18 protein-coding genes are annotated in these 24,638 nt (G+C 69.8%); 10 read left to right on the plus strand and 8 right to left on the minus strand.

Translation table 11 applies throughout. The features are described from left to right. Nucleotides 1-32: 32 nt before the first annotated feature. Both grpE and dnaK read right to left on the minus strand, forming a co-directional pair. A complete protein-coding gene (gene grpE / locus PGN37_RS03480; protein ID WP_335329621.1) occupies nt 33-656 on the minus strand; it encodes a nucleotide exchange factor GrpE in 624 nt (207 codons plus the stop codon). Further along, nucleotides 653-2,518: a molecular chaperone DnaK gene (gene dnaK / locus PGN37_RS03485; protein WP_335329622.1), complete on the minus strand. Its 1,866-nt coding sequence runs from the start codon at nt 2,516-2,518 to the stop codon at nt 653-655. Before dnaK ends, grpE begins: the two co-directional genes overlap by 4 nt. A 425-nt stretch (nt 2,519-2,943) precedes the next feature. On the opposite strand from dnaK, the gene PGN37_RS03490 reads away from it, so the two are divergent. From PGN37_RS03490 to PGN37_RS03515, 6 genes are read left to right on the plus strand one after another with little or no spacing between them, the layout of a single operon-like run. Continuing rightward, on the plus strand, nt 2,944-3,483 hold the full coding sequence (locus tag PGN37_RS03490; protein ID WP_335329623.1) for a hypothetical protein: 540 nt from the start codon (nt 2,944-2,946) through the stop codon (nt 3,481-3,483). Nucleotides 3,484-3,520: 37 nt separating this feature from the next. Further along, on the plus strand, nt 3,521-4,930 hold the full coding sequence (zwf, locus tag PGN37_RS03495; protein WP_335329624.1) for a glucose-6-phosphate dehydrogenase: 1,410 nt from the start codon (nt 3,521-3,523) through the stop codon (nt 4,928-4,930). A 9-nt stretch (nt 4,931-4,939) separates the two neighbouring features. Further along, nucleotides 4,940-5,563 (plus strand): TIGR03085 family metal-binding protein, encoded by a 624-nt coding sequence (locus tag PGN37_RS03500; RefSeq protein ID WP_335329625.1) that lies wholly within the window; start codon nt 4,940-4,942, stop codon nt 5,561-5,563. 14 nt (nt 5,564-5,577) lie between these two features. Beyond that, complete coding sequence (locus PGN37_RS03505; protein WP_335329626.1) at nt 5,578-6,510, plus strand: LLM class F420-dependent oxidoreductase; 933 nt, start codon at nt 5,578-5,580, stop codon at nt 6,508-6,510. A 40-nt stretch (nt 6,511-6,550) separates the two neighbouring features. Continuing rightward, the gene (locus PGN37_RS03510) at nt 6,551-6,997 is read left to right on the plus strand and encodes a hypothetical protein (RefSeq protein WP_335329627.1); all 447 of its coding nucleotides are present in this window, start codon (nt 6,551-6,553) and stop codon (nt 6,995-6,997) included. Nucleotides 6,998-7,022: 25 nt separating this feature from the next. Next, entirely contained in the window at nt 7,023-7,541 is a 519-nt protein-coding gene (locus PGN37_RS03515) for a hypothetical protein (RefSeq protein WP_335329628.1), read from the plus strand. Here PGN37_RS03515 and PGN37_RS03520 read toward each other — a convergent pair. The 5 genes from PGN37_RS03520 to PGN37_RS03540 form a co-directional block, all read right to left on the minus strand. Next, nucleotides 7,474-9,225 (minus strand): Hsp70 family protein, encoded by a 1,752-nt coding sequence (locus PGN37_RS03520; RefSeq protein ID WP_335329629.1) that lies wholly within the window; start codon nt 9,223-9,225, stop codon nt 7,474-7,476. The genes PGN37_RS03515 and PGN37_RS03520 overlap by 68 nt on opposite strands. A gap of 48 nt (nt 9,226-9,273) precedes the next feature. Next, nucleotides 9,274-10,755 (minus strand): dynamin-like GTPase family protein, encoded by a 1,482-nt coding sequence (locus PGN37_RS03525; RefSeq protein WP_335329778.1) that lies wholly within the window; start codon nt 10,753-10,755, stop codon nt 9,274-9,276. Nucleotides 10,756-10,783: 28 nt separating this feature from the next. Continuing rightward, nucleotides 10,784-12,613 carry an isoniazid-induced dynamin-like GTPase IniA gene (iniA, locus tag PGN37_RS03530; protein WP_335329630.1) on the minus strand — a complete coding sequence of 610 codons (1,830 nt, stop codon included), beginning with the start codon at nt 12,611-12,613 and terminating at the stop codon, nt 10,784-10,786. Between the two features lie 93 nt (nt 12,614-12,706). Then, nucleotides 12,707-13,798: an IniB N-terminal domain-containing protein gene (locus PGN37_RS03535; protein ID WP_335329631.1), complete on the minus strand. Its 1,092-nt coding sequence runs from the start codon at nt 13,796-13,798 to the stop codon at nt 12,707-12,709. Nucleotides 13,799-14,046: 248 nt separating this feature from the next. After that, nucleotides 14,047-14,595: an Rv0340 family IniB-related protein gene (locus tag PGN37_RS03540; protein ID WP_335329632.1), complete on the minus strand. Its 549-nt coding sequence runs from the start codon at nt 14,593-14,595 to the stop codon at nt 14,047-14,049. A 236-nt stretch (nt 14,596-14,831) separates the two neighbouring features. Between PGN37_RS03540 and PGN37_RS03545 the strand changes: the two genes are divergently transcribed. From PGN37_RS03545 to PGN37_RS03560, 4 genes are all read left to right on the plus strand, one after another. Next, nucleotides 14,832-16,625: an Hsp70 family protein gene (locus PGN37_RS03545; RefSeq protein WP_335329633.1), complete on the plus strand. Its 1,794-nt coding sequence runs from the start codon at nt 14,832-14,834 to the stop codon at nt 16,623-16,625. Between the two features lie 3 nt (nt 16,626-16,628). After that, the gene (gene iniR / locus PGN37_RS03550; protein ID WP_335329634.1) at nt 16,629-19,157 is read left to right on the plus strand and encodes an isoniazid response ATPase/transcriptional regulator IniR; all 2,529 of its coding nucleotides are present in this window, start codon (nt 16,629-16,631) and stop codon (nt 19,155-19,157) included. Nucleotides 19,158-19,290: 133 nt separating this feature from the next. Next, entirely contained in the window at nt 19,291-22,419 is a 3,129-nt protein-coding gene (locus PGN37_RS03555; RefSeq protein ID WP_335329635.1) for a (Fe-S)-binding protein, read from the plus strand. A 19-nt stretch (nt 22,420-22,438) separates the two neighbouring features. Beyond that, nucleotides 22,439-23,488: a nucleoside hydrolase gene (locus PGN37_RS03560; protein ID WP_335329636.1), complete on the plus strand. Its 1,050-nt coding sequence runs from the start codon at nt 22,439-22,441 to the stop codon at nt 23,486-23,488. Between the two features lies 1 nt (nt 23,489). Here PGN37_RS03560 and PGN37_RS03565 read toward each other — a convergent pair whose 3' ends face one another. Next, nucleotides 23,490-24,605 (minus strand): helix-turn-helix transcriptional regulator, encoded by a 1,116-nt coding sequence (locus tag PGN37_RS03565; protein ID WP_335329637.1) that lies wholly within the window; start codon nt 24,603-24,605, stop codon nt 23,490-23,492. Nucleotides 24,606-24,638: the final 33 nt, after the last annotated feature.

Raw genomic sequence — 24,638 nt, forward strand, 5'->3', positions numbered from 1 at the left:
CACCTCCTCACGCTTGTCGCGGTGGTCAATTCCTATGATTCTGATGGGTTTTGCGGCTCTTGGTCGGCATTCGCCGATCCGGCCGCGTCGGGTGCCGAGTCCGGCCCCGAGTCAGGCACGGTGTCGACGACGCCGACCATCGCGTGGCGGACCACGTGATCACCGACGGTGTAACCGCGCCGCATGACCGTCCCGACCACCGGATGGGTGCCGTCGCCCTCGTGTTGCACAGCCTCGTGCAGCGACGGGTCGAAGGCGTCACCCTCTTCGCCGAACGGCTTGAGCCCCAACCCTTCGAGGGTCGAAACCAGCTTGTCCGCAACGGCTTTGAGCGGCCCGGAGTCGAGATCGCCGTGTGCGCGGGCACGCTCGAAATCGTCGAGCACGGGCAGCAGCTGGGTCACCACGTGAGCCTTGGCCCGCTCGGTGGCCACCTGCTGATCGCGCAACGACCGCTTGCGATAGTTCGCGAAATCGGCCTGCACCCGCTGTAAGTCGGCGAGCAGTTCGGCCGCCTGGCCCTGCGACTCCTCCGACACGGTCGGCACCTCCCCGGCCGGGCCGGAGGCCGGCTCAGGTGCGTCGCGCACCTGGCCGGTCTCCGGATCTATCCGGCGCTTGTCGGTGACGGTGATCGGTTCCTGCTCGTCACTCACTTGCGCTCCTGATCGTCCTCAACGACCTCGGCGTCGACGACGTCGTCATTGGAGCTCGAGCTCGAGCCACCCGGGGCGTCGCCGCCCGCGGAGCCCTGCTCGGCCTGAGTGGCCTCGTAGATCGCCTGGCCCAGGGCCTGGCTCTCGGTCCCCAGCTTCTCCATCGCGGACTTGATCGCCGAGATGTCGGTGCCGGCCAGCGCGGACTTCGCCTCGGCGATCGCACCGTCGACCTTGGTCAGCGTGTCCTCGGAGACCTTCGACCCACCTTCGGCCTCGCGCTGCTCCTTGACGAACTTCTCCGTCTGGTAGACCAGCGACTCGGCCTGGTTGCGGACGTCGGCCTCTTCGCGACGCTTGCGGTCCTCGTCGGCGTGCGCCTCGGCGTCCTTGATCATCCGGTCGATCTCTTCCTTGGAAAGGCCAGAGCCTTCCTGGATCTTGATCGTGTTCTCCTTGCCGGTGCCCTTGTCCTTGGCCGTGACGTGCACGATGCCGTTGGCGTCGATGTCGAACGTGACCTCGATCTGGGGCACGCCGCGCGGGGCCGGCGGGATACCGGTCAGCTCGAAGGAGCCGAGCAGCTTGTTGTGCGAGGCGATCTCGCGCTCACCCTGGAACACCTGGATCTGCACCGAGGGCTGATTGTCGTCGGCCGTGGTGAACGTCTCCGACCGCTTGGTCGGGATCGTGGTGTTGCGCTCGATGAGCTTGGTCATCACGCCACCCTTGGTCTCGATACCGAGGCTCAGCGGGGTGACATCGAGCAGCAGCACGTCCTTGACCTCGCCCTTGAGCACGCCGGCCTGCAGCGCGGCGCCCACGGCGACGACCTCGTCGGGGTTGACGCCCTTGTTGGGCTCCCGGCCACCGGTCATCTCCTTGACGAGTTCGGACACCGCGGGCATGCGGGTCGAACCGCCGACCAGCACGACGTGATCGATGTCGCCGACGGCGATGCCGGCATCCTTGATCACCTGCTGGAACGGCTTGCGGGTGCGGTCCAACAGATCCTGCGTGATGCGCTGGAACTCGGCGCGCGTGAGCTGCTCGTCGAGGAACAGCGGGTTCTTATCCGCGTCGACGGTGATGTAGGGCAGGTTGATCGAGGTGGACTGACTCGAGCTGAGTTCGATCTTCGCCTTCTCGGCCGCTTCGCGCAGCCGCTGCATGGCCATCTTGTCCTTCGTCAGGTCGATGCCCGCGGAGCTCTTGAACTTGTCGACGAGCCATTCGACGATCCGGTCGTCCCAGTCGTCGCCACCGAGGTGGTTGTCACCGGAGGTCGCGCGGACCTCGACGACACCCTCGCCGATCTCGAGCAGGGACACGTCGAACGTGCCGCCGCCGAGGTCGAACACCAGGATGGTCTGCTCCTTCTCGCCCTTGTCCAGGCCGTAGGCCAGCGCGGCCGCGGTCGGCTCGTTGACGATGCGGAGCACGTTGAGGCCGGCGATCTGGCCGGCTTCCTTGGTGGCTTGGCGCTGAGCGTCGTTGAAGTACGCGGGCACGGTGATCACCGCGTCGGCGATGTCCTCGCCCAGGTAGGACTCGGCGTCGCGCTTGAGCTTCATCAGCACGCGGGCGCTGATCTCCTGCGCGGTGTAGTTCTTGCCGTCGATCTCCACGCTCCAGTCGGAGCCCATGTGGCGCTTGACCGAACGGATGGTCCGGTCGACGTTGGTCACCGCTTGGTTCTTGGCGGGCTGACCGACCAGCACCTCGCCGTTGCGCGCGAACGCCACGACCGACGGGGTGGTGCGGGAGCCCTCGGAGTTCGCGACGACGACGGGGTCGCCACCCTCCAGAACTGCGACGACGGAGTTGGTGGTCCCGAGGTCGATGCCGACCGCACGAGCCATAGTTACTGCCTCCTGATTAGACGAAACGTGTGTACTGAGTGCACCGGGCTCAAGACTGCTCTCTGGAGGCGGGGCCTGTCAAGCAGAACTTGAGTCTGTGTCACTCAACTGTCGAAGTGGTCAACGGGGCGGTTGCGGGATTTGTTCCCCGGGGTCGTCGCGAAGGTGCACTCAGCGTCGTCCCGGGGCGCGTTGCGCTACCGACAGGGCACTTTCGCGGAAGCCCTGCCATCACGGGCGCACTCACGGCTGCGATCGCACGCGATTCACGACCATGGCTTCTCACCGGGCGCACGCCGTCGCGAAAGTGCACTCAGCGTCGTCCCGAGGCGCCTTGCGCTACCGCCAGGGCACTTTCGCGAAGGCTGCGCGCGTCCGCGAGTCACTCCCGTCACACAGGTCACATGCTGCGTACCCTGGGGCAGGTGAACACGCGGCTCGTGGCGGCAGGCATGTTGGCCGTCGCCGCGCTCAGCGGCTGCCAGTCCTCGATCGATGGCACCGCCACCCGCAGCCCCGACACCGGCATCGAGCCGAACTTCCCCACCCCCCGGCCCAGCCGCTCCACGCCGCCGCCGAGCACGCCCCCACCTGCGCCGCCGTCGACGACCACTCGCGCGCCATCGGGCGAGGTACTCAGCCCGCAGAACGGCTACGTGTTCATCCAGACCAAGTCCGGCAAGACCCGCTGCCAGCTCGACGAGCAGGAGGTCGGCTGCGAGTCGGCGTTCACCGATGCGCCCGAGGTCGAGGGCGAGCCGGCCAACGGCGTGCGCCTGACCGCCGACGGCCGGGTCAGCTGGGTGCTGGGCAATCTCGGCGCCATTCCCGCCGTCACCCTGGACTACAGCACCTACTCCGCACTCGGCTGGACGATCGACGCCACCGAGGACGGCACCACGTTCACCAACGACGGCACCGGGCACGGCATGACGATCAGCACCGAGGGCGTCCAGAGCTTCTAGGGTTTGACTCGCCCGGTGCGCCGGGAACAGCGCTGGGATGACCTCACCCGATCCCGTCGTGCTGGTGCTCTTCGGCGCCCGCGGTGACCTGGCCCGCCGCATGCTGTTCCCGAGCCTCTACCGGTTGGCCGCGGCGGGGCGGCTGCCCGACGACTACGCGGTCATCGGATCGGGACGCACCGCACCGGACAGCGTCGACGAGTTCCGCGACTCCATACGCGACGCGCTGGCCGAGTCCGTGGACGATCTGGATGACGACGTCGTCCAGAAGTTGTTGCAACGCTTGGATTTCCAGTCATCCAGTGCCGACGACGGGTCCGAGTTGGCCGACACAGTGCGGCAGGCACGGGAGAAACTGGGGCCGGATGCGACGACGCTGATCTACCTGTCGGTGCCGCCGACGGCGATGGAGTCCATGATCGCGATGCTGGGCCGCGAAGGTCTCGCCGACGGTGCGCGTCTGGTGGTCGAGAAGCCGTTCGGCATCGACCTGCAGAGCTCGCGAGCGCTGCAGGAGACCATCACGTCGGTGGCCGACGAGGACCACATCTATCGGATCGATCACTTCCTCGGCAAGGAGGCCGTGCAGAACATCCTGGCGCTGCGCTTCGCCAACGGCCTACTCGAACCCGCTTGGAACGCAACACATGTCGAGTCCGTGCAGATCGACGTCCCCGAGACACTCGGGTTGGAGGGCAGGGGCAGCTTCTACGAGGCCACCGGGTGCCTGCGCGACATGGTGTCCACGCATCTGTGCCAGGTGCTCGGCTTCGTCGCGATGGAACCGCCCGCCACACTGGAGGCCCGAGATCTCCGCGAGGCCAAGGCCGCCGTGTTCGACGCGATGCGCCCGCTGGATCCGCAGCGGGTCGTGTTCGGCCAATTCGACGGATACCGCGGCGAGGAGGACGTCGACGACGATTCACAGGTGGAGACGTTCGTCGCCGCGGAAGCCTACGTCGACAACGATCGGTGGCGCGGTGTGCCGTTCTATCTGCGTACCGGAAAGGCGTTGGCGGACAAGCGCAGAACCGTCACCCTGACATTTCGAACGCCACCGTCGCCGTTTCCTGGGGAACGTCCCGAACCTGACGAGCTCGCACTCGATCTCACCGACACTCCCGTCGCGACGCTGGACGTCAACGTCAAGCGCCCGGGTCCTGAGCTCGCCACCGAGCGGCTCAGCTCGCGACTCGAGCTCACCCCGTCTGACCACGCGGACGACTCGCTCGCCGCCTATGAACGCCTTCTGCTCGATGTCATCCGGGGCGATCAGACACTGTTCGCCCGCTCCGACGAGGTCGACCGGCTGTGGCAGGTGTGCCAACCCCTGTTGGACAATCCCCCGAAGGTGCAGCCCTACGAAAAGGGTTCGTGGGGGCCGGAATCCGCGGTGAAACTGCCTGGTGATCGCGGTTGGCGGCTACCTGATCAGAGCGACGGTTAGGCTGCACCCATGACCGTCGCCCAGCGAGAACGCGCCGCCTTGGTGTCCACGTTCCGCACGTTGTCACCGGACTCCCCGACGCTCTGCGACGGGTGGGACGCCCGGGAACTGGCCGCCCATCTGGTGGTGCGGGAACGCCGTCTCGACGCCGCGCCGGGCATCCTCATCCCCGCTCTCGCCGGATACACCGACCGGGTGCAGAAGCAGGTGTCCGCGGCGACGGACTGGGATGCGCTGGTCGACCAGGTGGCGGAAGGTCCCCCGCTCTACTCCCCGTTCAAGCTGCTGGACCCGATCGCCAACGTCGCCGAGATGTTCATCCACCACGAAGACGTCCGCCGGGCGCACCCGGGCTGGGAGCCGCGTCCCCTCGACGATCAGACGGTCTCCGCGCTGCGACGACCCGTCGCGATGATGGCGCGGATGACGCTGCGCCGCTCCCCCGCGAACGTGGTCCTGAAGACGACGCAGGGCGACCGGCTCGCCACGGCGGGGCGCGGCCCCACGTTGACGGTCATCGGGGAGCCGGGTGAGCTTCTGCTGTTCATCACCGGCCGCGACGAGGCCCAGGTCGAGTTCGACGGGCCGCCGGAGCTGGTGGCCACCGTGAAGGCCGCCCGCGGCGGTCTGTGACAGAGGAGAGAATCGTGGACTTCCGCATCTTCGTCGAACCCCAGCAGGGCGCCTCGTACGCCGATCAACTCGCCGTCGCTCAGGCTGCCGAGAACGCCGGCTACTCCGCCTTCTTCCGATCCGACCACTACGTCGCGATGAGCGGCGACGGGCTGCCCGGCCCCACCGACTCCTGGGTGACGCTCGCGGGGCTGGCCCGCGAGACGACATCGATCCGGCTCGGCACGATGGTCACCTCGGCGACGTTCCGCCACCCGGGACCGCTGGCCATCTCGGTCGCCCAGGTCGACGAAATGAGCGGTGGGCGCGTCGATTTCGGCATCGGAGCGGGATGGTTCGAGGCCGAACACAAGGCGTACGCGATCCCGTTCCCACCGCTGGGCGAGCGGTTCGACCGGCTGACCGAGCAGCTCGAAATCATCACCGGTCTGTGGACCACCGAGGCCGGCCAGACCTTCGACTACAGCGGCACGCACTACAGCATCACGGACTCACCCGCTCTGCCCAAGCCGGTGCAGTCACCCCATCCGCCGATCATCATCGGAGGCGGCGGCGCCAAGCGGACACCGGCGTTGGCGGCACGCTTCGCGGCCGAGTTCAACATCCCGTTCTCGCCGCTCGACACGGTGACCACCCAGTTCGCGCGCGTGGCCGATGCGGTCGAGGCGGAGGGGCGCCCGGCGGATTCGATCGTGTACTCCGCAGCGTTCGTGGTGTGCGCAGGCCGCGACGACGACGAGGTGGCCCGGCGGGCCGCTGCCATCGGCCGCGAGGTCGACGAACTGCGCAGTAACTCCCCCACCGTGGGCTCCCCTGACGAGATCGTCGACAAGCTCGGCCCCTTCGTCGAGGCCGGCGTTCAGCGCGTGTACCTGCAGCTCCTCGACATGTCCGACCTCGAGCACGTCGACTTCTTCGCCGAGTCCGTCATCCCCCAGTTCGGCTGACCCAGCGGATCACGGCGGCCCGCGGTTACTATCGGTGGCCGTGACCAGGCCGGATCGAGACGAGGGCGCGAATCGCGATCCGTCGGACGTTCCGTGGCACAACCGCACCTCGACGCTGCTCGGCGTCAGCATCGTGGGATTGGCGGTCATCGCGGCGCTGGTCGCGGGGGGACTGTGGCTCGGCCGGCAGTTCACCGAGCCCGCCCAGGCACCGCTGAACTACGTCGACCCGACGTTCTCGTCGAACTCCGCGCCGGCGTCGTCGACGCCGACCACCACGGGGACGATCACCAGCACCAGCCCACCGATGACCACCGACATCAACCCGGAATCCACGCCGCCGACCACCACGGATTCCGATACGTCGAGCACATCCCGGCCACCCCGCACCTCACGTACCCGCGACGAGGACGACGACGGCGACACCACGACGACGCGCAAACGGCCGAGGACCAACGTGACACGCACGCTGTACCCGGGGACGTAGCGGCGAGAGCCTACTATCGGGATCCGTGGCGCGATACGGATCCGGTGACGACGACAACTACTACTCCGACGACGATGCGACCCAGCTCAGCAACTACGGCCAGACCGGCTATCAGGACGACTACCAGGCTGAATACGCTCAGCCGACACCCTGGTACCGCAAGCCCGCCGCGCTGGTCGGGTTCGGTGCGCTCGGCGCCGTCATCGTCGCGCTGATCATCTACGGGCTGGCCAAAGCCATCACCGGGGACGCCCCGTCGGAGCCGACCAACACGTCGCTGACCCCGCTGACGTCGAGTTCCGCGCCGGCTGTCGCGCCGAGTTCGACTGCGGACGAGACCACCGCGACCTCCACCGAGACCACCGCGCCGACGACCACAACGACGCCGACGACCACCGAAACCACCCCGCCGACGACCACCACGGCAACGACGACGCCCTCGACGTCGGTGAGCACGAGTACCAGTACGAGCACCGTCACGCAGACGGAGACTCAGACACAGACGGTGACGCAGTCGTCGGCTCCGCCGCCTGCGACGCCGTAGTCGTCACGGGCGCCTCGCTGGAGGGCGCCTCGCTGGAAGGGGCCGGGGTCGACGGCTCCGGCGCCTGCGTCGACGTCTGAGTCGGGGTCGGGGTCGGGGTCGGTTCTGGAGTTGACGACGGCACCGACGACGGCGCGGGGCTCGCCTTCGGGGTCGGTGCTGGGAATGTGAACTGCGGCAACGGTATTCGCGGCCATACGGGCGCAGCGGGAGCCGGGGCGGGCGCGGGCGCGGCGGGAACCGGGGCGGGCGCAGCGGGAACCGGCGCGGGCGCGGCTTCCTTGGCGACCACCTGACCCTGCGGAGCCGCCGGCGCGGGGGCGGCTTGGACGACAACGGGCTGCTGGGCCGGTGCGGCCGCCTCGACAGTCTGGGTGACGGTGTCGGCCGGCGGTGCCGCCGCCGGGGGTGCCGCGGACGGTTCCAGCGCGTGCATGGCGACGGGCGTGCTGATGCCCGACGCCGATGTGGTCTCGTCGCTGCGGGCGATCTGCGTGGTCAGCATCACCGCCGCCGTCGCGATCGCCGCGGCGCACGCCGCACAGGCGAGCCACACCGGTGCGCCCACCCGCTTCTTCGCCGGGCTCTCCTCCGCGCCCTCGTGACTGAACTGCACGACAGGTCGCGCCGCCCCGGTGTCCGCAGCGGGCATGGCGAATTCGGTCTCGGCAGCGTCGTCCTCCTCGGCCGACCAGGCCAGCGCGGGCACGGCCGGCGCGAGCATGGTGGCGGCGGCCGGCACCGCAACGGTGGCGGCCTGCTGCTCGACACCGCGCAGAGCCAGCAATTCAGCGCCGGCGGCCGCAGCGATCTGCGGGTGGGCAGTGGTGCGCACCGGGCAGCGCAACGCCTCGGACAACCGTTGTGTCACCAGCGGAATGCGTGCTCCGCCGCCGACGGTGACGACGGCGACCGGGACGATGCGGGCGCGGTGCACGATGTCGACGATCGTCGCGATCAGGCGGTCGAGCGGCTCGGCGATCAGCGCTTCGAGTTCGCCGCGCGTGATGCGGACGGGGCCGCGGGCACCGGCCAGCGCGGTCGCCGTCACCTGAGAGAGCCGCTCCTTGGCGGCCCGGCTCTCGACGCGCAGGTCGTGCAGCGAGGCCACAGCAGCGGTACCGGCCGGGTCGACCTCCAGGTCGGCGAGCACGTGGCGCAGCACCGCCTGGTCGATGAGGTCGCCGGAGAAGTCGTCGCTGCGCACGGTCGGCCCGATCGGCGCGAACCCGGCACCGGCGTCGGCGAGCGTGATGTTCGTGCCGCCCGCGCCGAGGTCGCACAGCAGCACCGCGCCTCGCGTGGGCAGGCCGGCACCGGCCGCGACCGCGGTCAGAGCGGCGGTCGTGTCGGGCACGACACGCAGGTGTGGGGCGGCGGCGCTCAGCGCGGCGACCGCCCCGGCGGTCCAGTGCCCGGGCACCGCGACGGCGCCGACCTGCGGGCGCTGCCGAGGAGCTGCCCGCCGGGTGGCGGCCTCGATCGCGGCGGCAGCCAGGCGGTCGGGGTGGTGCGCGGAACCGTCGGCGGCCAGCATGGGCACCGGGTCACCGACACGGTCGAGGAAACCGGTCACCGTCACGCCGGGTCGGACCGTCACCGCCGTGGGCCGGACGATCGGCCGTCCGTCGGCCACCGCGACGAGGATCGCCGAACCCAGCGAAATCCCCACAGAAGAACGCATACCTGTCCATCGCTCGGCGGGGCCGAAACGTTAAGCCCCGAAGCGGTCTCAGGAATACCCGGCGACCAGCGCCTCCGCGCTGCGCACCGCGGCCCGGCAGGCACGCGTGGTGAACGGATCGTTGAGCGGGTGCTCGGCGCGGCGACGCCAGCGTTGCGCCGCGGCGAACGCGGCCCGGGGACCGTCGTCGGCCGTCTCGGGCGTCAGGCCCAAGCGGCTTGCGGCGTCCGCGCCCGAGCCGCCGATCAGCCGTCGCAGCGAGGCCATCTCGTCGGGGTTCAGTGTCGTCGGGCGGGATCGCAGCGCACTGAGCAACCGCAGCTCCTCGAAGGCGTGCGTGTCGGCCAGGAGCGGCTCGATGTCGGCGAGGATGTGCGGCGTCGCGGGGATCGGGTTGCGGGTCACGATCTCCCGCAGCGTCAACAGCGCCGTGTGCGCCTTCAGCAGCTCCGAGCGCTGGGCGAACTGCTGGTCGATCACCTCGCGCAGCGCGACCAGCCCGCTGCGCTCCAGCAGCTCGTCGGCCAGGGCCACCGAGTCGCTGACCCCGGCGCGCAGCACCGCGATCGAGATCCGGATACCGAACATGCCGAAGCGGTCGAGCAGCGCGGCGCGGGTGGCGGCATCAACGGGCAGCGTGCTGTCCTCGCGGACGAACCGGTCGACCGACAGCATCGCCTTCGCCAGCTCTGCGCCCTCGACCCCGGCCAGTTTCTCCAGCGCGACGAACTCGCTCTGCCGCAGCGTCCGCGCGGTCAGCGCGAGCAGGCCCGACACCGGCACCACGGCCTGGCAGATCCCGGTGCGGTCCATCTCGGCGGTGAACCGCTGGGCGACGTCGCGGGCGGACATCATCGCGTCGATGCGGCCGGCCCCGATCTCGTCGGCCCGGGACGCGACCCCGATGACGCCGAGGGCCCCGGCCGAGCCTCCGACCAGGTCACCGATCTGCTGGAGCAGCGCGATGTCGGCGGCGTTGAGGGTGCGCAGCAGGAACACGACCGCGTCGACCCGCGGTATCCCGTCGGCGGGGACGAGCAGCCGCAGCGTGCGGGCGGACACGTCGCGCGACAGCGATGACGTGCCGGGGGTGTCGATGATCGTCGCGTCGACCAGTTCGGCCGCCGGCCACTCGACGTCGAGGTCGACGACGTCCTCCGGGTCGAGCCGGGCCAGGTCGAAGGTCAGACCGCGATCGGTCGGGTCACGCGTGATCGGCACGTTGGACCGGTGGCCGTCGCGGTGGTTGGCGCTCACCCGCGGGGTGGGCCCGTGCCGGAACCACGTGACGATGCGGGTGGCCTCGGTCGCGTCGGTGGGCGCGATGGTGTCCCCGACGAGGGCGTTGACCAGCGTGGATTTGCCGGCTTTGAGGGTGCCGGCCAGCGCGATGCGCATCGGCTGGTTGAGCCGGTGGCCGACGCGAGCGAGCTCGTGATGCAGCGCGTGATGCTCACGGTAGGCAGGGTCGGCGCGGTAGGCGGCGATGGTGCCGCCGAGGATCGCCCGCACGCGGTCGCTGGTGCTCAGTGCCGTCCCGTCCTGCTCGCCCGACTGTCTAGCTCCTCGAGCTTAGTGACCCTTCGGCGGCGAGTTTGTCGGCGTGCTCGACGACCTGGCGCAGGATGTTGAGCTGCCGTTCGAGTTCCCTGACCCGGCCGGCGTGTTCGGTCTCGGCAACCTTGGCCGCGGCCAGCGTCGCCTGCAGCGACTCGTTGAGCGAGCGGCTGGTCTGGTTGGCGATGTCGCGGTAGTGGTCGCGCAGCTGACGCTGGATCGCCTTGAGCCGGTCGCGGGACTCCTTGCCGACGACGAACGCGACGTCGTCGACGAACCGGCGCACGTTGCTCTTGGCCTCGTTGCGCACCCGCAGCATCCGGTTCTCCATGTCCTCCTTGTAGGCCTTGCGGCCCAGCACGAAGCCGGCGCCCAGCGACAGCGGGTTGAACATGCCCAGCCCGGCGAACGAGGTCAGCATGCCGAACATCAGCACGCCGCCGTAGGAGCCGCGCATGCCGGTGACGACCTTGTGGCCGAACTTGATGGGCTTCGCCTCGAGGTGCGACAGAGAGGAGAACTCGGCGAACTCCGCGCCCATGGCGCGCGGGTCCAGGGCGGGCATGCGGACGGCGTCGAGCCCGGCCTCGGAGAACGTGCGGGCCACTTCGGCAGCCAGCGCCTCGGCACGCCGGTAGGCCCAGACGAAGTTGTCGCCGACCGCGGTGGCCACCGCGTCTTCGAGTTCGGCACCGATCTCGGCCCACTGCAGAGTCGGATCGCCGGCGTCGATCACCGCCTCGGTGTGGAAGGTGATGGTTCGAAACCGTTGTCGCAGATCGTGATCCACGTCGGCGGTCAGGTCGGCGATCCCGTCGGAGAGCACCTGCTGCCACAGCGCGGTCTGCTGCAGTGCGTCCTGGGCCTCCTGCTTGCGGGCCTCCAGGTCGGCGGTCAGCTTCTCGCGGGTGTGCGGGTCGTTGAGCGCGGCGAGTTCCGCCTGCGCCGCGAGCATCAAATGTTCTGCGGCGGCGCGGATATCGCCGAGCGCGTGGTCGCGGACCCGGTCCTTCTGCCGGCCGAGCACCTCGTCGGAGAGGAACTTCACGATCGCCGGGAAGTTGGACTCCTCGTTGAGGTCCTTGTCGTTGAGCTGGACGGCGTGGCTGCGCAGCACCGACGACGCGGGGATCATCGGCGTGGTGACGCCGGCCCGGCGCAGGTGGGCGGCGTTGGCGTCGACCACCTGCCGCCAGTGTGGGTACAGATCCGTCTTGGTCGCCACGATCGCCGCGACGGGGCACACCTCGAGCGCTTGCCGCAGGAACGTCATCTCCGGTTCGGTGAACTCGGCGCTGGTGTCGCTGACCAGCAGCATCGCGTCGGCGTCGGGCAGCAGGCCCAGCGTCGCCGACAGGTGCGGTTGGCCGTGCCCGCCCACCCCGGGGGTGTCGACGAAGGCCAGGCCACCTTTGAGAAGCGGGCTCGGCGCGGTCACCTCGATGCGCAGCACCTCCCGGCCGCGGGCCGCCGGGGCCCGGCGCAGGTCGGTGCCCAACTCGGAGACCGGGATCTCGACCAGTTCCGGCTCGTCGCCGTCCGGGCGGGCGATCACGAGGCGGGCGGACGCGGGCTCGCCGTAGGACACCACTGTGGGCAGGACCGTCGATTCGTCGTCGCCCACACGGGCGACCGGCATGTTGAGCAGCGAGTTCAGGAGGTGACTCTTGCCCTGCTTGAGCTGGCCGGCGATCACGACCCGGATCTGCGGATCCTCCACGCGCGCCTTGGCCCGGGCGAGCCGGGCGGCGAGGTCACCGCGCTGGCGGGTCTCGGCGATCGATGTCGTGTGGTCGAGCAGCTCGATCAGCACGCGGGTCGGCTGGGTCATGACGGCCCCCTCTCGTCGGCGGCACTTCCGGGTGTCAACGGTAAACGCCGAGCTGGCGGGGACCGGTGCGGTCCCCGCCAGCGGGTGGGTGGATCAGAACGCGTCGAGCGGGGCGACCGCGTTGTGCGAAGCCACGTCGTTGTGGGAGGCGATATCGGGGTTGTGGGAGGCGATGTCGGTGTGCGACGAGAGCCCGGCGTCGTTGCCTGAGAACAGCGACGTGTCGGTGTGGTTGCCCGAGCCGATCGCGGTCTCGTTGCCCGAGCCGATGTTCGACTCGTAGCTCGTGGAGTGGTCCTCGATCGACGTGTCGTGCGAGGTCTCGGTGTTCACCGAGGTGTTGGTGGACGAGTCCACCGAGTTGTGGCTTCCGGAGTCACCACCGATGGTCGTCTGCGTGCCGCTGTTGGCGTGGCTGTCGGAGACGATGATCGAGCCGGCGTTGCCGCCGTCGCCACCCGCGGAGTTGCCGCTGCCGATGCCGAGCAGGCTGCCGCCGCCGTGCGAGCCGCCGCCGTTGCCGCCGGACAGGTCGTTGTCCTTGATCACGGCGCCGGAGTTGCCGGAGACCACGTCACCGCCCGCGTGCTGGCTGTTGTCCTCGATCTCGTTGCCGCGGCCCACCGCGACGTGTGAGCCCGACCCGGCCAGGATGTCGCCGTTGTTGACGTCGTTGTTGTTGCCGAGGACGGCGCCGTCACCGCTGACGATGTCGCCCTTGTTGTCGCCGTCGACCACGACGCCGCCGTTGGTGGCGGTGTTGGTGCTCTTGTCACCGAGGGTGATGTCGCCGAATCCGAGGTTGAAGGCGCCGTTCTGGGCGTTCGCGCCGGCGTCCTGGACCGGGCTGGCGACGGGGATGTTGTTGTGGCTGGCCAGGTCGGTGTTCGTCTCGGGGGCGAAGGTGTTCTGCGGGGCCCAGGAGGTCTGGGGCGAGAACGGGCTGGCGAAGTTGGAGGCCAGCTGGTGGTGGTCGGCCACGGCGCGCTGGAGGCCGACGATCGGGTCGCCGCCGCCGAGTGCGTAGCCGGCCGGTGCGGCGGTGGCCGCCACCGAGGCGAGCTGCGAGGCCGTGACGTTCGGCAGGCCGGCGTCGCGCAGGGCACCGTCGGGGTCGACGACGAACGAGGCGGCCGATGCGGGGCTGCGGAACAGGTCGAGGATGAAGTCGATCAGGGTCGTCATGGAAGTGCCTTTCTGCTGTGTGGCTTCACCGGGGCTCCCGGCGATCTGGAGACCACGTTATGGACTGCGCAGCGGCCCGGAAACGGGGATGAGTCCCGCCACTGCATATCCCCCATACGGGATTCGAGACGACCCCGGTTAGGGGATTAGGGGGTTTTCGGGGGATCGGGGGGAACTTCCCATTCGACCAGCTCAAGACACAGGAAAGCCCGCGCAGACTGGTCTGCGCGGGCTTTCGGGCGGCGGCCTCAGTGGAAGAGATCGAGGTCGGGCAGGTGGTCGATCGGGTGGACCTCGCCGCCCGGGGCGTCGAGCACGTGGCCCAGCTGCTCTCCGACCACCGGCTCGGCGAGCCCCAGGTGCTCTGCCCCCAGGTCGTCTAGCTGCACCGACGGAACCTCGAGCGGGGTGTCGACGGTCGACGGCAGGTCCAGGGGTACGTCGAGGTGATCGACGATGGCGGGCACGGAGTGATCGGTGTCGATCACGGATGTCGTGGGCACGTGATCGTCGAAGGCGTCGAACGCTGCCGTGGCGGCTCCGCTGGACCAGACGTTGGATACCGTGTGGATTCCGGCGTCGATTCCAGGGTCGACACTGAAAGCGTCGAAGCTGTGCACGGGTGCAGCCGTCGAGAGCGATTCCGCGACGACCGGGAGGAGATTCTGCACGTCGACGCTGGTCACGTCGGTGAGGTGGGCGTCAGCGAGCGCCTGCGCCGGATCGGCGGCGTACGCGGCCGCTGCAGCCGGATCGCGAACGAGCGACACCACGAAATCGACCAGTGAGTTCGCCACGTCCCGACCTTCCCCTCGACATCACTTCGGCAGTCTGTGTGTTCCGATGCTATCGGCGCGGCACCGTCCACGGATCGGTGCTCGGCCCACGTTGCAGTTGGGGCCGTTAGGGGATAGCCCGTTAGGGGCTCGGCCGACACTAGGGGCGCCTTCCCGGCTGGGCCGCCTCGCACCGTTAAGGTGGTGTGCGGCCCGTCCCGGACCGACCGGACGGGGCCGAGGAGGGACACCACCGCATGACCGAACCACTGGGGTTGTCGATCGGGATGACGAACCTGGTGGCCGCGCGCGTCGGCCGGCCACCGGAGACGCGCCGGTCGATCCTGACCGTGTATCCCGATCGCGCGCCGGAGGTCGGAATCCCGACCAACGCTGCTCAGCCGGGACTGGTGTTGAGCGGATTCGTCGACCGTGTCGGCGATCCGGTCCCACTGGTGGCTGCCGATGGATCGGCGCACCGCGCGGAGGTGGTGCTCGCCGAGGCGCTGGCCGCGATGGCGCGCTTGGTCGACGGCGGCTCTCCGGTCGCGATCGCCGTGCCCGCCCACTGGGGGCCCGGAACACTCGGCGCCTTGCGGGGCGCATTGCGATCCCGTCCGATCCTCGCACCCGACGGCGTTCCCGCCGCCCTCATTCCCGACGCCTCCGCGGCACTGGCCGCGCTGCAGGCAGCGCCGGGCCTGCCCGATCACGGCGTCGTCGTGCTGGTGGACCTGGGCGGCAGCGGGACCAGCGTCACGCTCGCCGACGCGGGGGCGAACCTGGATCTCGTCGGCCAGACGGTGCGGTATCCGGACTTCTCCGGCGATGCGGTCGACCAGCTCCTCCTCGACCACGTCCTGTCCGGCATCGCCGACGCCAACGACGCGGACCCGGCGGGCACGGCCGCGGTCGGCTCGCTGGCCCGGCTGCGCGACGAATGCCGCCAGGCCAAGGAGCGGCTCTCCGAGCAGACCGCGACGGTGGTGCCCGCCGAGCTGCCCGGCGTCCGGTCGGACATCCGGGTCACCCGGCCCGAGCTCGAGCAGCTGATCGCCGAACCCCTCGGTGGTCTCCTCGGCGTCATCGACGATGCTCTGCAGCGGGCCGCGGTCCCAACGGCCAACGTCGCGGCCATTGCGACGGTCGGTGGTGGAGCCGCCATACCCGCTGTCACACAACGACTTTCGGAACGTCTACGCGCGCCGGTGATCACCACCCCCGAGTCGGCCCTCAACGTCGCCGCGGGTGCTGCGCTGGTGGCCAACCAGAGTCTCGACGCCCAGGCCGCGACCGGCCTGGCGCCCGCAGCCGGTGAACCGACCGCGATGGCACCGGCGGCGTGGGCCGCGGGCGCAGCAGGTCTGGCCGCCGGCCAGGCCGCCGACGACGGGGCCGCCTCGGCGACCTTCCGTGCGCTGGCGTGGTCTCAGGACGACGATCTGGGAAGCGAACCGGTCCCCTACACCGGCGCGGATTACGTGGCGGCTTCCCCCGACCAGGCCCGGCCATCGGTGGCGTTCTCCCCCGACGACGACGGGCACGACGAGCCCGCGCCGTTGGCCTGGTACAAACGCCCGCCCGTGCTGTTCGGCATCGCTGCTGCCGCTGCGCTGCTGGCGGCAGGCGGGCTGGCCGTCACGCTGACCAGCTCTGACGGAGACCCGGGCACGGTCACCGAGACCGCGACACCGCCCGCGGCGTCCTCACCCGTGGAGCTTCCCCCGCCGGTGACCACGGTGACGATCGGCCCCGACGGTGTCGCGACCACGACGGTGAGCCAGCCTCCGCCGCCTCCGCCGCCGTCGACCACCGACACCACGGCCCCGTCGTCGACCACGACGACGGCACCGACCACCACCACGACGACGAGCACCACCACGACGACCACCACGGCGCCGACCACGACGACGACGCGCACCACGACGACCCGTCCGACGACGACCCCGCCGCCGACCACGACGGCGCCTCCTCCCACGACGACGGTCGCGCCACCCACGACGGAGGCTCCGCCGGTCGTCACGACGGTCGTCCCGGACGCCGGCGCCTGACTCTTGACCGGCCCGGGGCCTCGATCCACCGATCTGCCGCCGGCGGCGCGCGAGGCGTTCGGCGCGGTCGAGCGTGACCCGCACGCCGCCACGAAGCTGCTGGTCATGGGCGGCATCGGGACCGGTAAGTCGGTCGTGCTGGCGGCGCTGCGTCAGCTTCTGCGAGCTGCCGGCCGTCCGGTGCTCTCCCGGCCTCCACGGCCCGGCGACAGCGAGGGCGCCGCGGTGCTGGTCGACGACGCGGAGCTGCTCGGAGCCGACGACCTCGAGAAACTGACCGCGTTGGTCGCCGATCCGGGCGCGACGGTGGTCATCGGGGCCCAACCGCTCGCTCATCACGAGCCCCTCCGACACCTGTTCACCGCCCTCGAACGCGAGAACCTTCCGGTCGCGCTCGGGCCACTGACACCGATCGACGTGGGGCGTGTCACCGCCGCGGCACTGGGTGAAGCGGCTGCGCCGGACCTGGTGCGGATGCTCGTCGGGGCCACGGCCGGCCTGCCGTTCGTGCTGCGGCCCGCGCTCGCCGCGATCGGCGAAGGCACCCCGGCGGTGCGCCAGGCCGCGCGATTTGCGCTGATCGAGCGCCTCCGACGCCTCGACGAACCCCTGCTGGACACGCTGCTCATCTCGTCGCTGGCCTCCGGGCTGGGGCCCGACGACATCGCCGCCGGCTTGGCCATCGCACCGGGCGACGCGCGAGCCGCGGTCGACCGTGCTCGCGCCAGCGGGCTCCTCGACCCGTCACATCCTCCCGGCTTCGCGCGCGACGTCCACGACGCCGTCGCGTCGATCGTCGGCGCCGCACACCATCACGAGGTCGAAGTGGCGGTGCTGACGTCGCAGGTGGCGACGTCGACGTTGACGCCCGAGCTGGCGCTACGGCTGGCCGAGCACGGGCTGCGCGACGAGCGACTGGGCGCCGCGTTGACCGAGCTGGCCGGAGCGGACACCGCGGCGCCTGCGCGGGCGGCGCGCCTGTATCGGGCGGCGGCGCGAGCGAGCGACTCGGTGCCCGGCGCGCACGTCGCCGACGCTCTCGCGCTGACAGGAGATTGCACGACGGCGGCGCGTCTGGCCGACGAGATGCTGACGTCGCCCGATGCCGCCGACCGGGCTTCCGCGGTGCGCATCGCGGCGAGTGTCGCCCTGCACGACGGGAATTCGGCCCAGGCACGGGACCTGTTCACTTGGCTCGGACCGACACCCGAGGCCTACGACGCCATCGTCGGCGCCGCCGCGACGATCTGCGCCATGGCCGCCGGGGACGTGGCCGCAGCCCGTGCCGGCACCGATGTACCCCTGTCCGGGCCGCCCACCTCGGTGGCACGGGCAGCCCGGGCTGTCACCGAAGGGCTGGTCTTGACGCTCGACGCGCCGTATCCCGTCGCCCTCACCCGCCTCAGCCAGGCGATCGGGTCCGACGCGAGCCCCTCCGTGGTCACCCCCGACACCCCGGCCGCGCTGGTGACCCTGGCCGCACTGCACGGCGGCGATCCGGTGCGCGCCCGGTCGGTGATCGGACGAGCCGTGCGGGAGGGGTCCGGCAGCACGGGCGACCCGTCGGATGCGATCTTCCTCACGTACCGGCACAGGCTGCTGCACGGCTGGACGCTGATGCAGGACGGCCACCTGCAGGCAGCCGGGACCGCCGTCGCCGCGGTGTCCGGCCATCGGCTGCATCGGCGTGACGCGCTATGGGCGGCGGCGTTACAGACCGCGATCGCCCGGCGCGGCGGCGATACCGGCGCGATGCAGCAACACTGGTTCGCAGCGATGGAAGTGCTCGCGGAGTGCGCTCCGGATCTGTTCACGCTGCTGCCGCTCGGCGAATTGTGGGTGGCAGCCGCCCGGATGCGACAGGTCGACCGGCTCCGGCACGCGGTGGACCAGGCGTTCGAGGTGCTGGCCGGACTCGGGAATCCGGTGCTGTGGTCGGTTCCGCTGCACTGGGCCGGCGTGCACGCGGGCATCCTGGCCAACTCCCCCGACGACGTCGCGCCGCACGGCCAGGCGTTGACAGCCGCCGCGGCGCAGTCGGCCCTGGCGAAAGCGCTGGCCACGGCCGGGCGGACGTGGTTGCGGGTGCTCGCCAACGCCGTCGACGCCGACGAGGTGGCCGCGGCGGCGCGCGGCCTCGCCCATGTGGGCCACACCTCCGATGCCACGCGACTGGCGGGCCAGGCCGCCCTGCAGACGACCGATCCGCGGGTGTCGCAGGCCATGCTGCAGCTCGCCCGCGATCTCAAGCAGGCGGTCGCGGCGCCCGAGGCACCCATCGACGCCGTCTCCGCGCCACCGGCCGCCCCGACGGCTGCGCGGGCCCGGCCGGCTGCCTCGCTGTCCGAGCGCGAACGCGAGGTCGCCGAGTTGCTCCTGCAGGGCCTGCCCTACCGCGATATCGGGGCGCAGTTGTTCATTTCCGCCAAGACCGTCGAGCATCACGTCGCCCGGATCCGGCGTCGCCTCGGCGCGGAATCGCGGTCGGAAATGCTGTCGATGCTCCGCGTGATGCTGGCTCCGGCGACCTGACCAACCGGTAGTTAGGGCGACCTTCGTAGCGCCGATTCCTCGCGTGATGCGACTATGAGCTGGCAGCGAGCTAAGTTACTTGTCAGTAACGTGGTCTAAGTTACCCGCTGGTAACCAGAACCGGAGGATGCGCGTGGATACCCAGATGCTGATCAGGATCATCGTCGGGGCGCTGATGATCGTCGTCGTCGGGCTCCTGGCGGTCAAACGCGTGCTGTGGCTGACCAAGCTGATCCGGTCGGGCCAGCCGATGAGCGAGGCCAACAATCGCAAAGACGATCTGGGCAAGCGCATCACCACCCAGATCGAAGAGGTCTTCGGCCAGACCCGACTGCTGCGCTGGAACACGGCCGGCATCGCGCACTTCTTCACGATGTGGGGCTTCTTCGTCCTCGCCACCGTCTACCTGGAGGCCTTCGGCCAGCTGGTCGACCACGACTTCCACATCCCGATCATCGGCCGGTGGGATGTGCTCGGCTTCCTGCAGGACTTCTTCGCCCTTGCCGTGCTCCTGGGCATCATCACGTTCTCGATCATCCGCATCGTTCGCGAGCCCAAGAAGCACGGCCGCGACTCCCGGTTCTACGGCTCACACACCGGCGGCGCCTGGCTGATCCTGTTCATGATCTTCAACGTCATCTGGACCTACGCGCTGGTCCGCGGCGCCGGCGCCAACACCGGCGCACTGCCCTACGGCAACGGCGCGTTCTTCTCCCAGTTCATGGGCTGGATTCTGCATCCGCTGGGTGAGCCCGCCAACGAATGGATCGAGACACTCGCCCTGCTGGGCCACATCGCGATCATGCTGGTGTTCCTGCTGATCGTGCTGCACTCCAAGCACCTGCACATCGGCTTGGCCCCGATCAACGTCACGTTCAAGCGGATGCCCAACGGCCTGGGCCCGCTGCTGCCCGTCGAGTCCAAGGGTGAGCTCGTCGACTTCGAAGATCCCGCCGAGGACGCGGTGCTGGGCCGCGGCAAGATCGAGGACTTCACGTGGAAGGGCTACCTCGACATGACGACCTGCACCGAGTGCGGGCGTTGTCAGTCGCAGTGTCCTGCGTGGAACACCGGCAAACCGCTGTCGCCCAAGCTCGTGATCATGAACCTGCGCGACCACATGTTCGCCAAGGCGCCGTACTTCCTCGACGGCAAGGAATCGCCGCTGCAGAACACGCCGGAAGGCGGCCTGGGCGAGGAAGTCCGCGGTGAGAAGGAGAGCGAGAAGCACTCCCACGAGCACGTCCCGGAGTCGGGCTTCGAGCGCATCCCCGCCGACTCGCCGCTGCAGGCAACGCGCCCGCTGGTCGGCACCCTTGAACAGGGCGGCGTGATCGATCCCGACGTGTTGTGGTCCTGCACCACCTGCGGCGCCTGCGTCGAGCAGTGCCCGGTCGACATCGAGCACATCGACCACATCGTCGACATGCGCCGCTACCAGGTGATGATGGAGTCCGAATTCCCCGCCGAGCTCAGCGGCCTCTTCAAGAACCTGGAGAACAAGGGCAACCCCTGGGGCCAGAACGCCAAGGACCGCACCAACTGGATCGACGAGGTCGACTTCGACGTCCCGGTGTTCGGCAAGGACGTCGAGTCGTTCGCCGGGTACGAGTACCTGTTCTGGGTCGGCTGCGCCGGCGCGTACGAGGACCGCGCCAAGAAGACCACCAAGGCCGTCGCAGAACTGCTCGCCACCGCGGGAGTCAAGTACCTGGTGCTGGGCGAGGGCGAGACCTGCAACGGCGACTCGGCCCGCCGCTCCGGCAACGAGTTCCTGTTCCAGCAGCTGGCAGCGCAGAACGTCGAGACCCTCAACGACCTGTTCGAAGGCGTCGAGCGGGTGGACCGCAAGATCGTCGTGACCTGCCCGCACTGCTTCAACACGCTGGGCCGCGAATACCCGCAGGTCGGCGGCAACTTCACGGTGGTGCACCACACGCAGCTGCTGAACCGCCTCGTGCGGGACAAGAAGCTGGTGCCGGTCAAACCCGCCGATGGCGGGATGGACATCACCTACCACGACCCCTGCTACTTGGGCCGCCACAACAAGGAGTACTCGGCGCCCCGTGAGCTGATCGGCGCGTCCGGCGCCACGCTGACCGAGATGCCGCGTCACGCCGAACGGGGCCTGTGCTGCGGCGCCGGCGGCGCCCGCATGTGGATGGAAGAGCACATCGGCAAGCGCGTGAACGTGGAGCGCTCCGAGGAGGCCGTCGACACCGGCGCATCGGCGATCGCGACGGGTTGCCCGTTCTGCCGCGTGATGATGACCGACGGCGTCGACGACGTCACGTCCACGCGCAGCCTGGAGAAGACGCCCGAGGTCCTCGACGTCGCCCAGCTGCTGCTCGGCTCGCTCGACAAGTCCGGTGTCACGCTGCCCGAGAAGGGCACCGCGGCCAAGGAAGCCGAGGAGCGCGCGGCCCGTGTCGAGGCGTCCGCGCCGGCCGAGGTCGTCGAGGAGAAGGCGCCCGAGGCACCCGCACCTGCCGAAGCGAAGACCGAGACCGCGCCCGCCGAGGCGAAGGCTGCTGTCGCGGCTCCAGCGAAGGGCCTCGGCCTCGCCGGCGGCGCCAAACGTCCGGGAGCCAAGAAGGCTGCCCCGGCCGCTGCGTCGGCTGCGCCTGCCGAGGCCCCGGCCAAGGCCGAGCCCGAGGCGGCAGCCCCGGTCAAGGGCCTGGGCATCGCGGGCGGGGCGAAGCGACCCGGCGCGAAGAAGGCCGCACCCGCTGCCTCTGCTCCCGCCGCCTCTGCTCCCGCCGCCGAGAAGCCGGCCGAGGCTCCGGCGACACCGGAGCCCGAGGTCAAGGGGTTGGGCATCGCGTCCGGCGCCCGTCGTCCCGGCGCGAAGAAGGCCGCCGCAGCGCCGAAGGCGGCTCCGAACGAGGGCGCGGCGACGGTCGTGCAGCCTGCCAACGCCGAACCGGACGCGGCTGAAGCGGGCACCGAGCCCGCGGACACCGCGGATTCCGACCGTGGTCTGGAGGCCAAGCCGGAACCTGAGGTCAAGGGCCTGGGTATCGCCGCGGGCGCCCGCCGTCCGGGTGCGAAGAAGGCGCCTGCGGCCGCGGCTCCTGCGGCGCCGAAGCCCGAGCCCGAGCCCGAGCCCGCAGCCGAGCCAGAGCCTGCTGCGGCCGAGCCGGAGCCCACCGCTCCGTCGAGCAACGGGAGCGGCAACGGTGAGGCCCGCGTCGTCGGCGATGAGCCGCCGGTGAAGGGTCTCGGCATCGCCAAGGGTGCGCGCCGCCCCGGCCGAAAGTAACTCCACGAACGTGGGCCGTGTGCACGGAATTCCGTCAGATCCCGTACACAGGGCCCACGTTCGTCAGACACTGAGTCTGGCCGCCGTCGTTCTCGCGACGGCGGCTTTGGCGTTTTCAGCCCTGTACGCGCCCGCGCACGCCCGCGCAGCGCAGGACGGCTGCGTGGTGATCGACACCGACCTCGATATCGACGACATGATGTCCATGCCGATGGTCGTCGGTAACCGCCATGTCGCAGCCGTCGTCACCACTGAGGGGTTCACCACCCCGGAGCTGGGTGCCGCGGCCACCAGCCGGCTGCTGGCAGAGCCGGGCCAGCGCGCGATCCCTGTGATCGTCGGCGCGGGCATCCATCGAAGCGAATCCGACATCGCCTCGAGCTTCGGGGATTTCGTGCTCGTGTTCCGCAAGTTGATGAATCGGCTCAACGATTTCCTGCCGGCCGCGCTGCCACCCACGCCTCGTCAGGACGACTACGTGCAGCAGATCGTTGACGCCGTCGCGAGCTGTCAGCGGGTCGACGTCTTGCTCCTCGGCGCCTTCACGTCGTTCGTGGACTACGGGCCGGCGATCCGCTCGAAGCTCGGTCGCGTCGTGATCTCAGGCCGTCCGGTGAACGCCGACAGCGACCTCGAGGCTGTGGAGTCCTTCAACTGCAGCTACGACAGACCCTCGTGCGCAACGGTTTTCCACGATCAGCTGCCCGGACTAAACTACAGCTTCGTCGACGTGCCGCGCAGCGACTGCGATCTGACGCCAAACCGTGCCGGTTGTGTCGGCACGGTCTACGGTCCCACGCTGGACATGGCGCGGTCGCTGGGGCCGACGGGTCTGCCGAACACCCTGAAGCAGATCATGCTGAACCACCCGAATTCCTGGGCCATCGACACCTGGGAGAACTCCGGATACGGCGGGCGGTCACTCTTCTGGGACCAGTCGGCTGCGCTCGAACTGCTGGCACCGGAACTGTTCCGCGATGTCGACACACACCGGGAAACGACGTTGTCTCCTGCGGACTTTCAGCGCACGTGGGCGGAATACACCAATCGCGGCGCGCAGTACGCCTAGCTCACCCGGGGATGACGGTCGACAGAAGGCGCACCAGCTCGGCCTGACGATGTGTGCCGGTCTTGGTGAAAATCGCGCGCAGATGCGTGCGGATCGTGCTCGATGAGAGGTTCAGCTGTTCGCTGATCGCTGGAACGCCGAGACCGTGCAGAGCAAGGCACGCGACGGTTGCCTCCGCCGGGGACATTCCGAAGAGCTGTCGCAAAACCTCTGCGGCCGGTCGTGTTTCACGCGCAGGATCGATGATCAACACCATCGCCGCGGGTCGGCCACCGACGCCGGCGACTGCCGCATCGACGGGCACCACGTGCACGACATAGCTGGCGCGACCCGAAGGTCGCTCGCACGTGAGCGATCCGCCACTCCGCAGCCCAGGCGCCAACGCCTGGTCGATCAGCATCGTCAATCTGCCGCGCAGGCGATTCGTCGACGCCTCGAGTGAACCGGCGGTGACGGCCAGTCCGTCGCGCTGGGCGAGAATCTCCTGCGCCACCGAATTCGCCTCGACAACAAGACGATCCGCGGATACGACGACGACGCCGTGCGGGAGACTGTCGACTGCGCCGGCGAGGTGGGCGGCACGCTCGGACAAGCCGGCGATGTGCCGCTGCGTGGCGATGGCTTGCTGCAGATGCGGAACGAGGGCAGTCACGAATCGGCGTCGTTCGCCCGTCGCGAAGGGATGTCTGCGCCGCGACCCGGCGACGATGAGGCTCGCCGTCAGACTGCCGCGAGTCAACCGCACGAACAGCCCGGCCTCGATGTCGTTGGGGCGAATCCAGTCGTTGTGGAATTCGGTTGCCCGACGGGCGGTCACGAGCTCGTCTCCGGTGCGCACGACACCGACGGCACCCTGCTCGACGGCGTGGAGGACGTGGTCGATGCGCCCGTAGTACTCGCGATACGGCCTCTCTGCGTCTGGCAGCAGCTGCCCGACGACCGTGCGCTGCGTTCCGTCGGTGAATGCGAGGGCGGTCGAGCGGACGGTCCCGGTGCCGGTCGTCGACGGGACCAGGGCGGCGTGGAGCTCGCAGATCGCCGCATCCCACGTCGAGGGAGTCACCGCTGCCGCGTAGATCTGTGACACCAGATGCGAGAACGTGGCCGTCGAGACCATCACCCACCTCCCCCACCGACTCGACTTCGCCAG

Origin of the sequence: Mycobacterium kyogaense (assembly GCF_036946525.1) — a bacterium.
In the GTDB taxonomy this organism is placed as follows: domain Bacteria; phylum Actinomycetota; class Actinomycetes; order Mycobacteriales; family Mycobacteriaceae; genus Mycobacterium; species Mycobacterium kyogaense_A.

Coding starts and splice junctions, on each gene's coding strand:
- PGN37_RS03565 (WP_335329637.1), bottom strand. CDS start 24,605: ATGGTCTCGACGGCCACGTTCTCGCATCTGGTGTCACAGATCTACGCG.
- PGN37_RS03545 (WP_335329633.1), top strand. CDS start 14,832: ATGACCGAACCACTGGGGTTGTCGATCGGGATGACGAACCTGGTGGCC.
- iniA (WP_335329630.1), bottom strand. CDS start 12,613: ATGACCCAGCCGACCCGCGTGCTGATCGAGCTGCTCGACCACACGACA.
- dnaK (WP_335329622.1), bottom strand. CDS start 2,518: ATGGCTCGTGCGGTCGGCATCGACCTCGGGACCACCAACTCCGTCGTC.
- PGN37_RS03520 (WP_335329629.1), bottom strand. CDS start 9,225: ATGCGTTCTTCTGTGGGGATTTCGCTGGGTTCGGCGATCCTCGTCGCG.
- PGN37_RS03500 (WP_335329625.1), top strand. CDS start 4,940: ATGACCGTCGCCCAGCGAGAACGCGCCGCCTTGGTGTCCACGTTCCGC.
- PGN37_RS03535 (WP_335329631.1), bottom strand. CDS start 13,798: ATGACGACCCTGATCGACTTCATCCTCGACCTGTTCCGCAGCCCCGCA.
- zwf (WP_335329624.1), top strand. CDS start 3,521: ATGACCTCACCCGATCCCGTCGTGCTGGTGCTCTTCGGCGCCCGCGGT.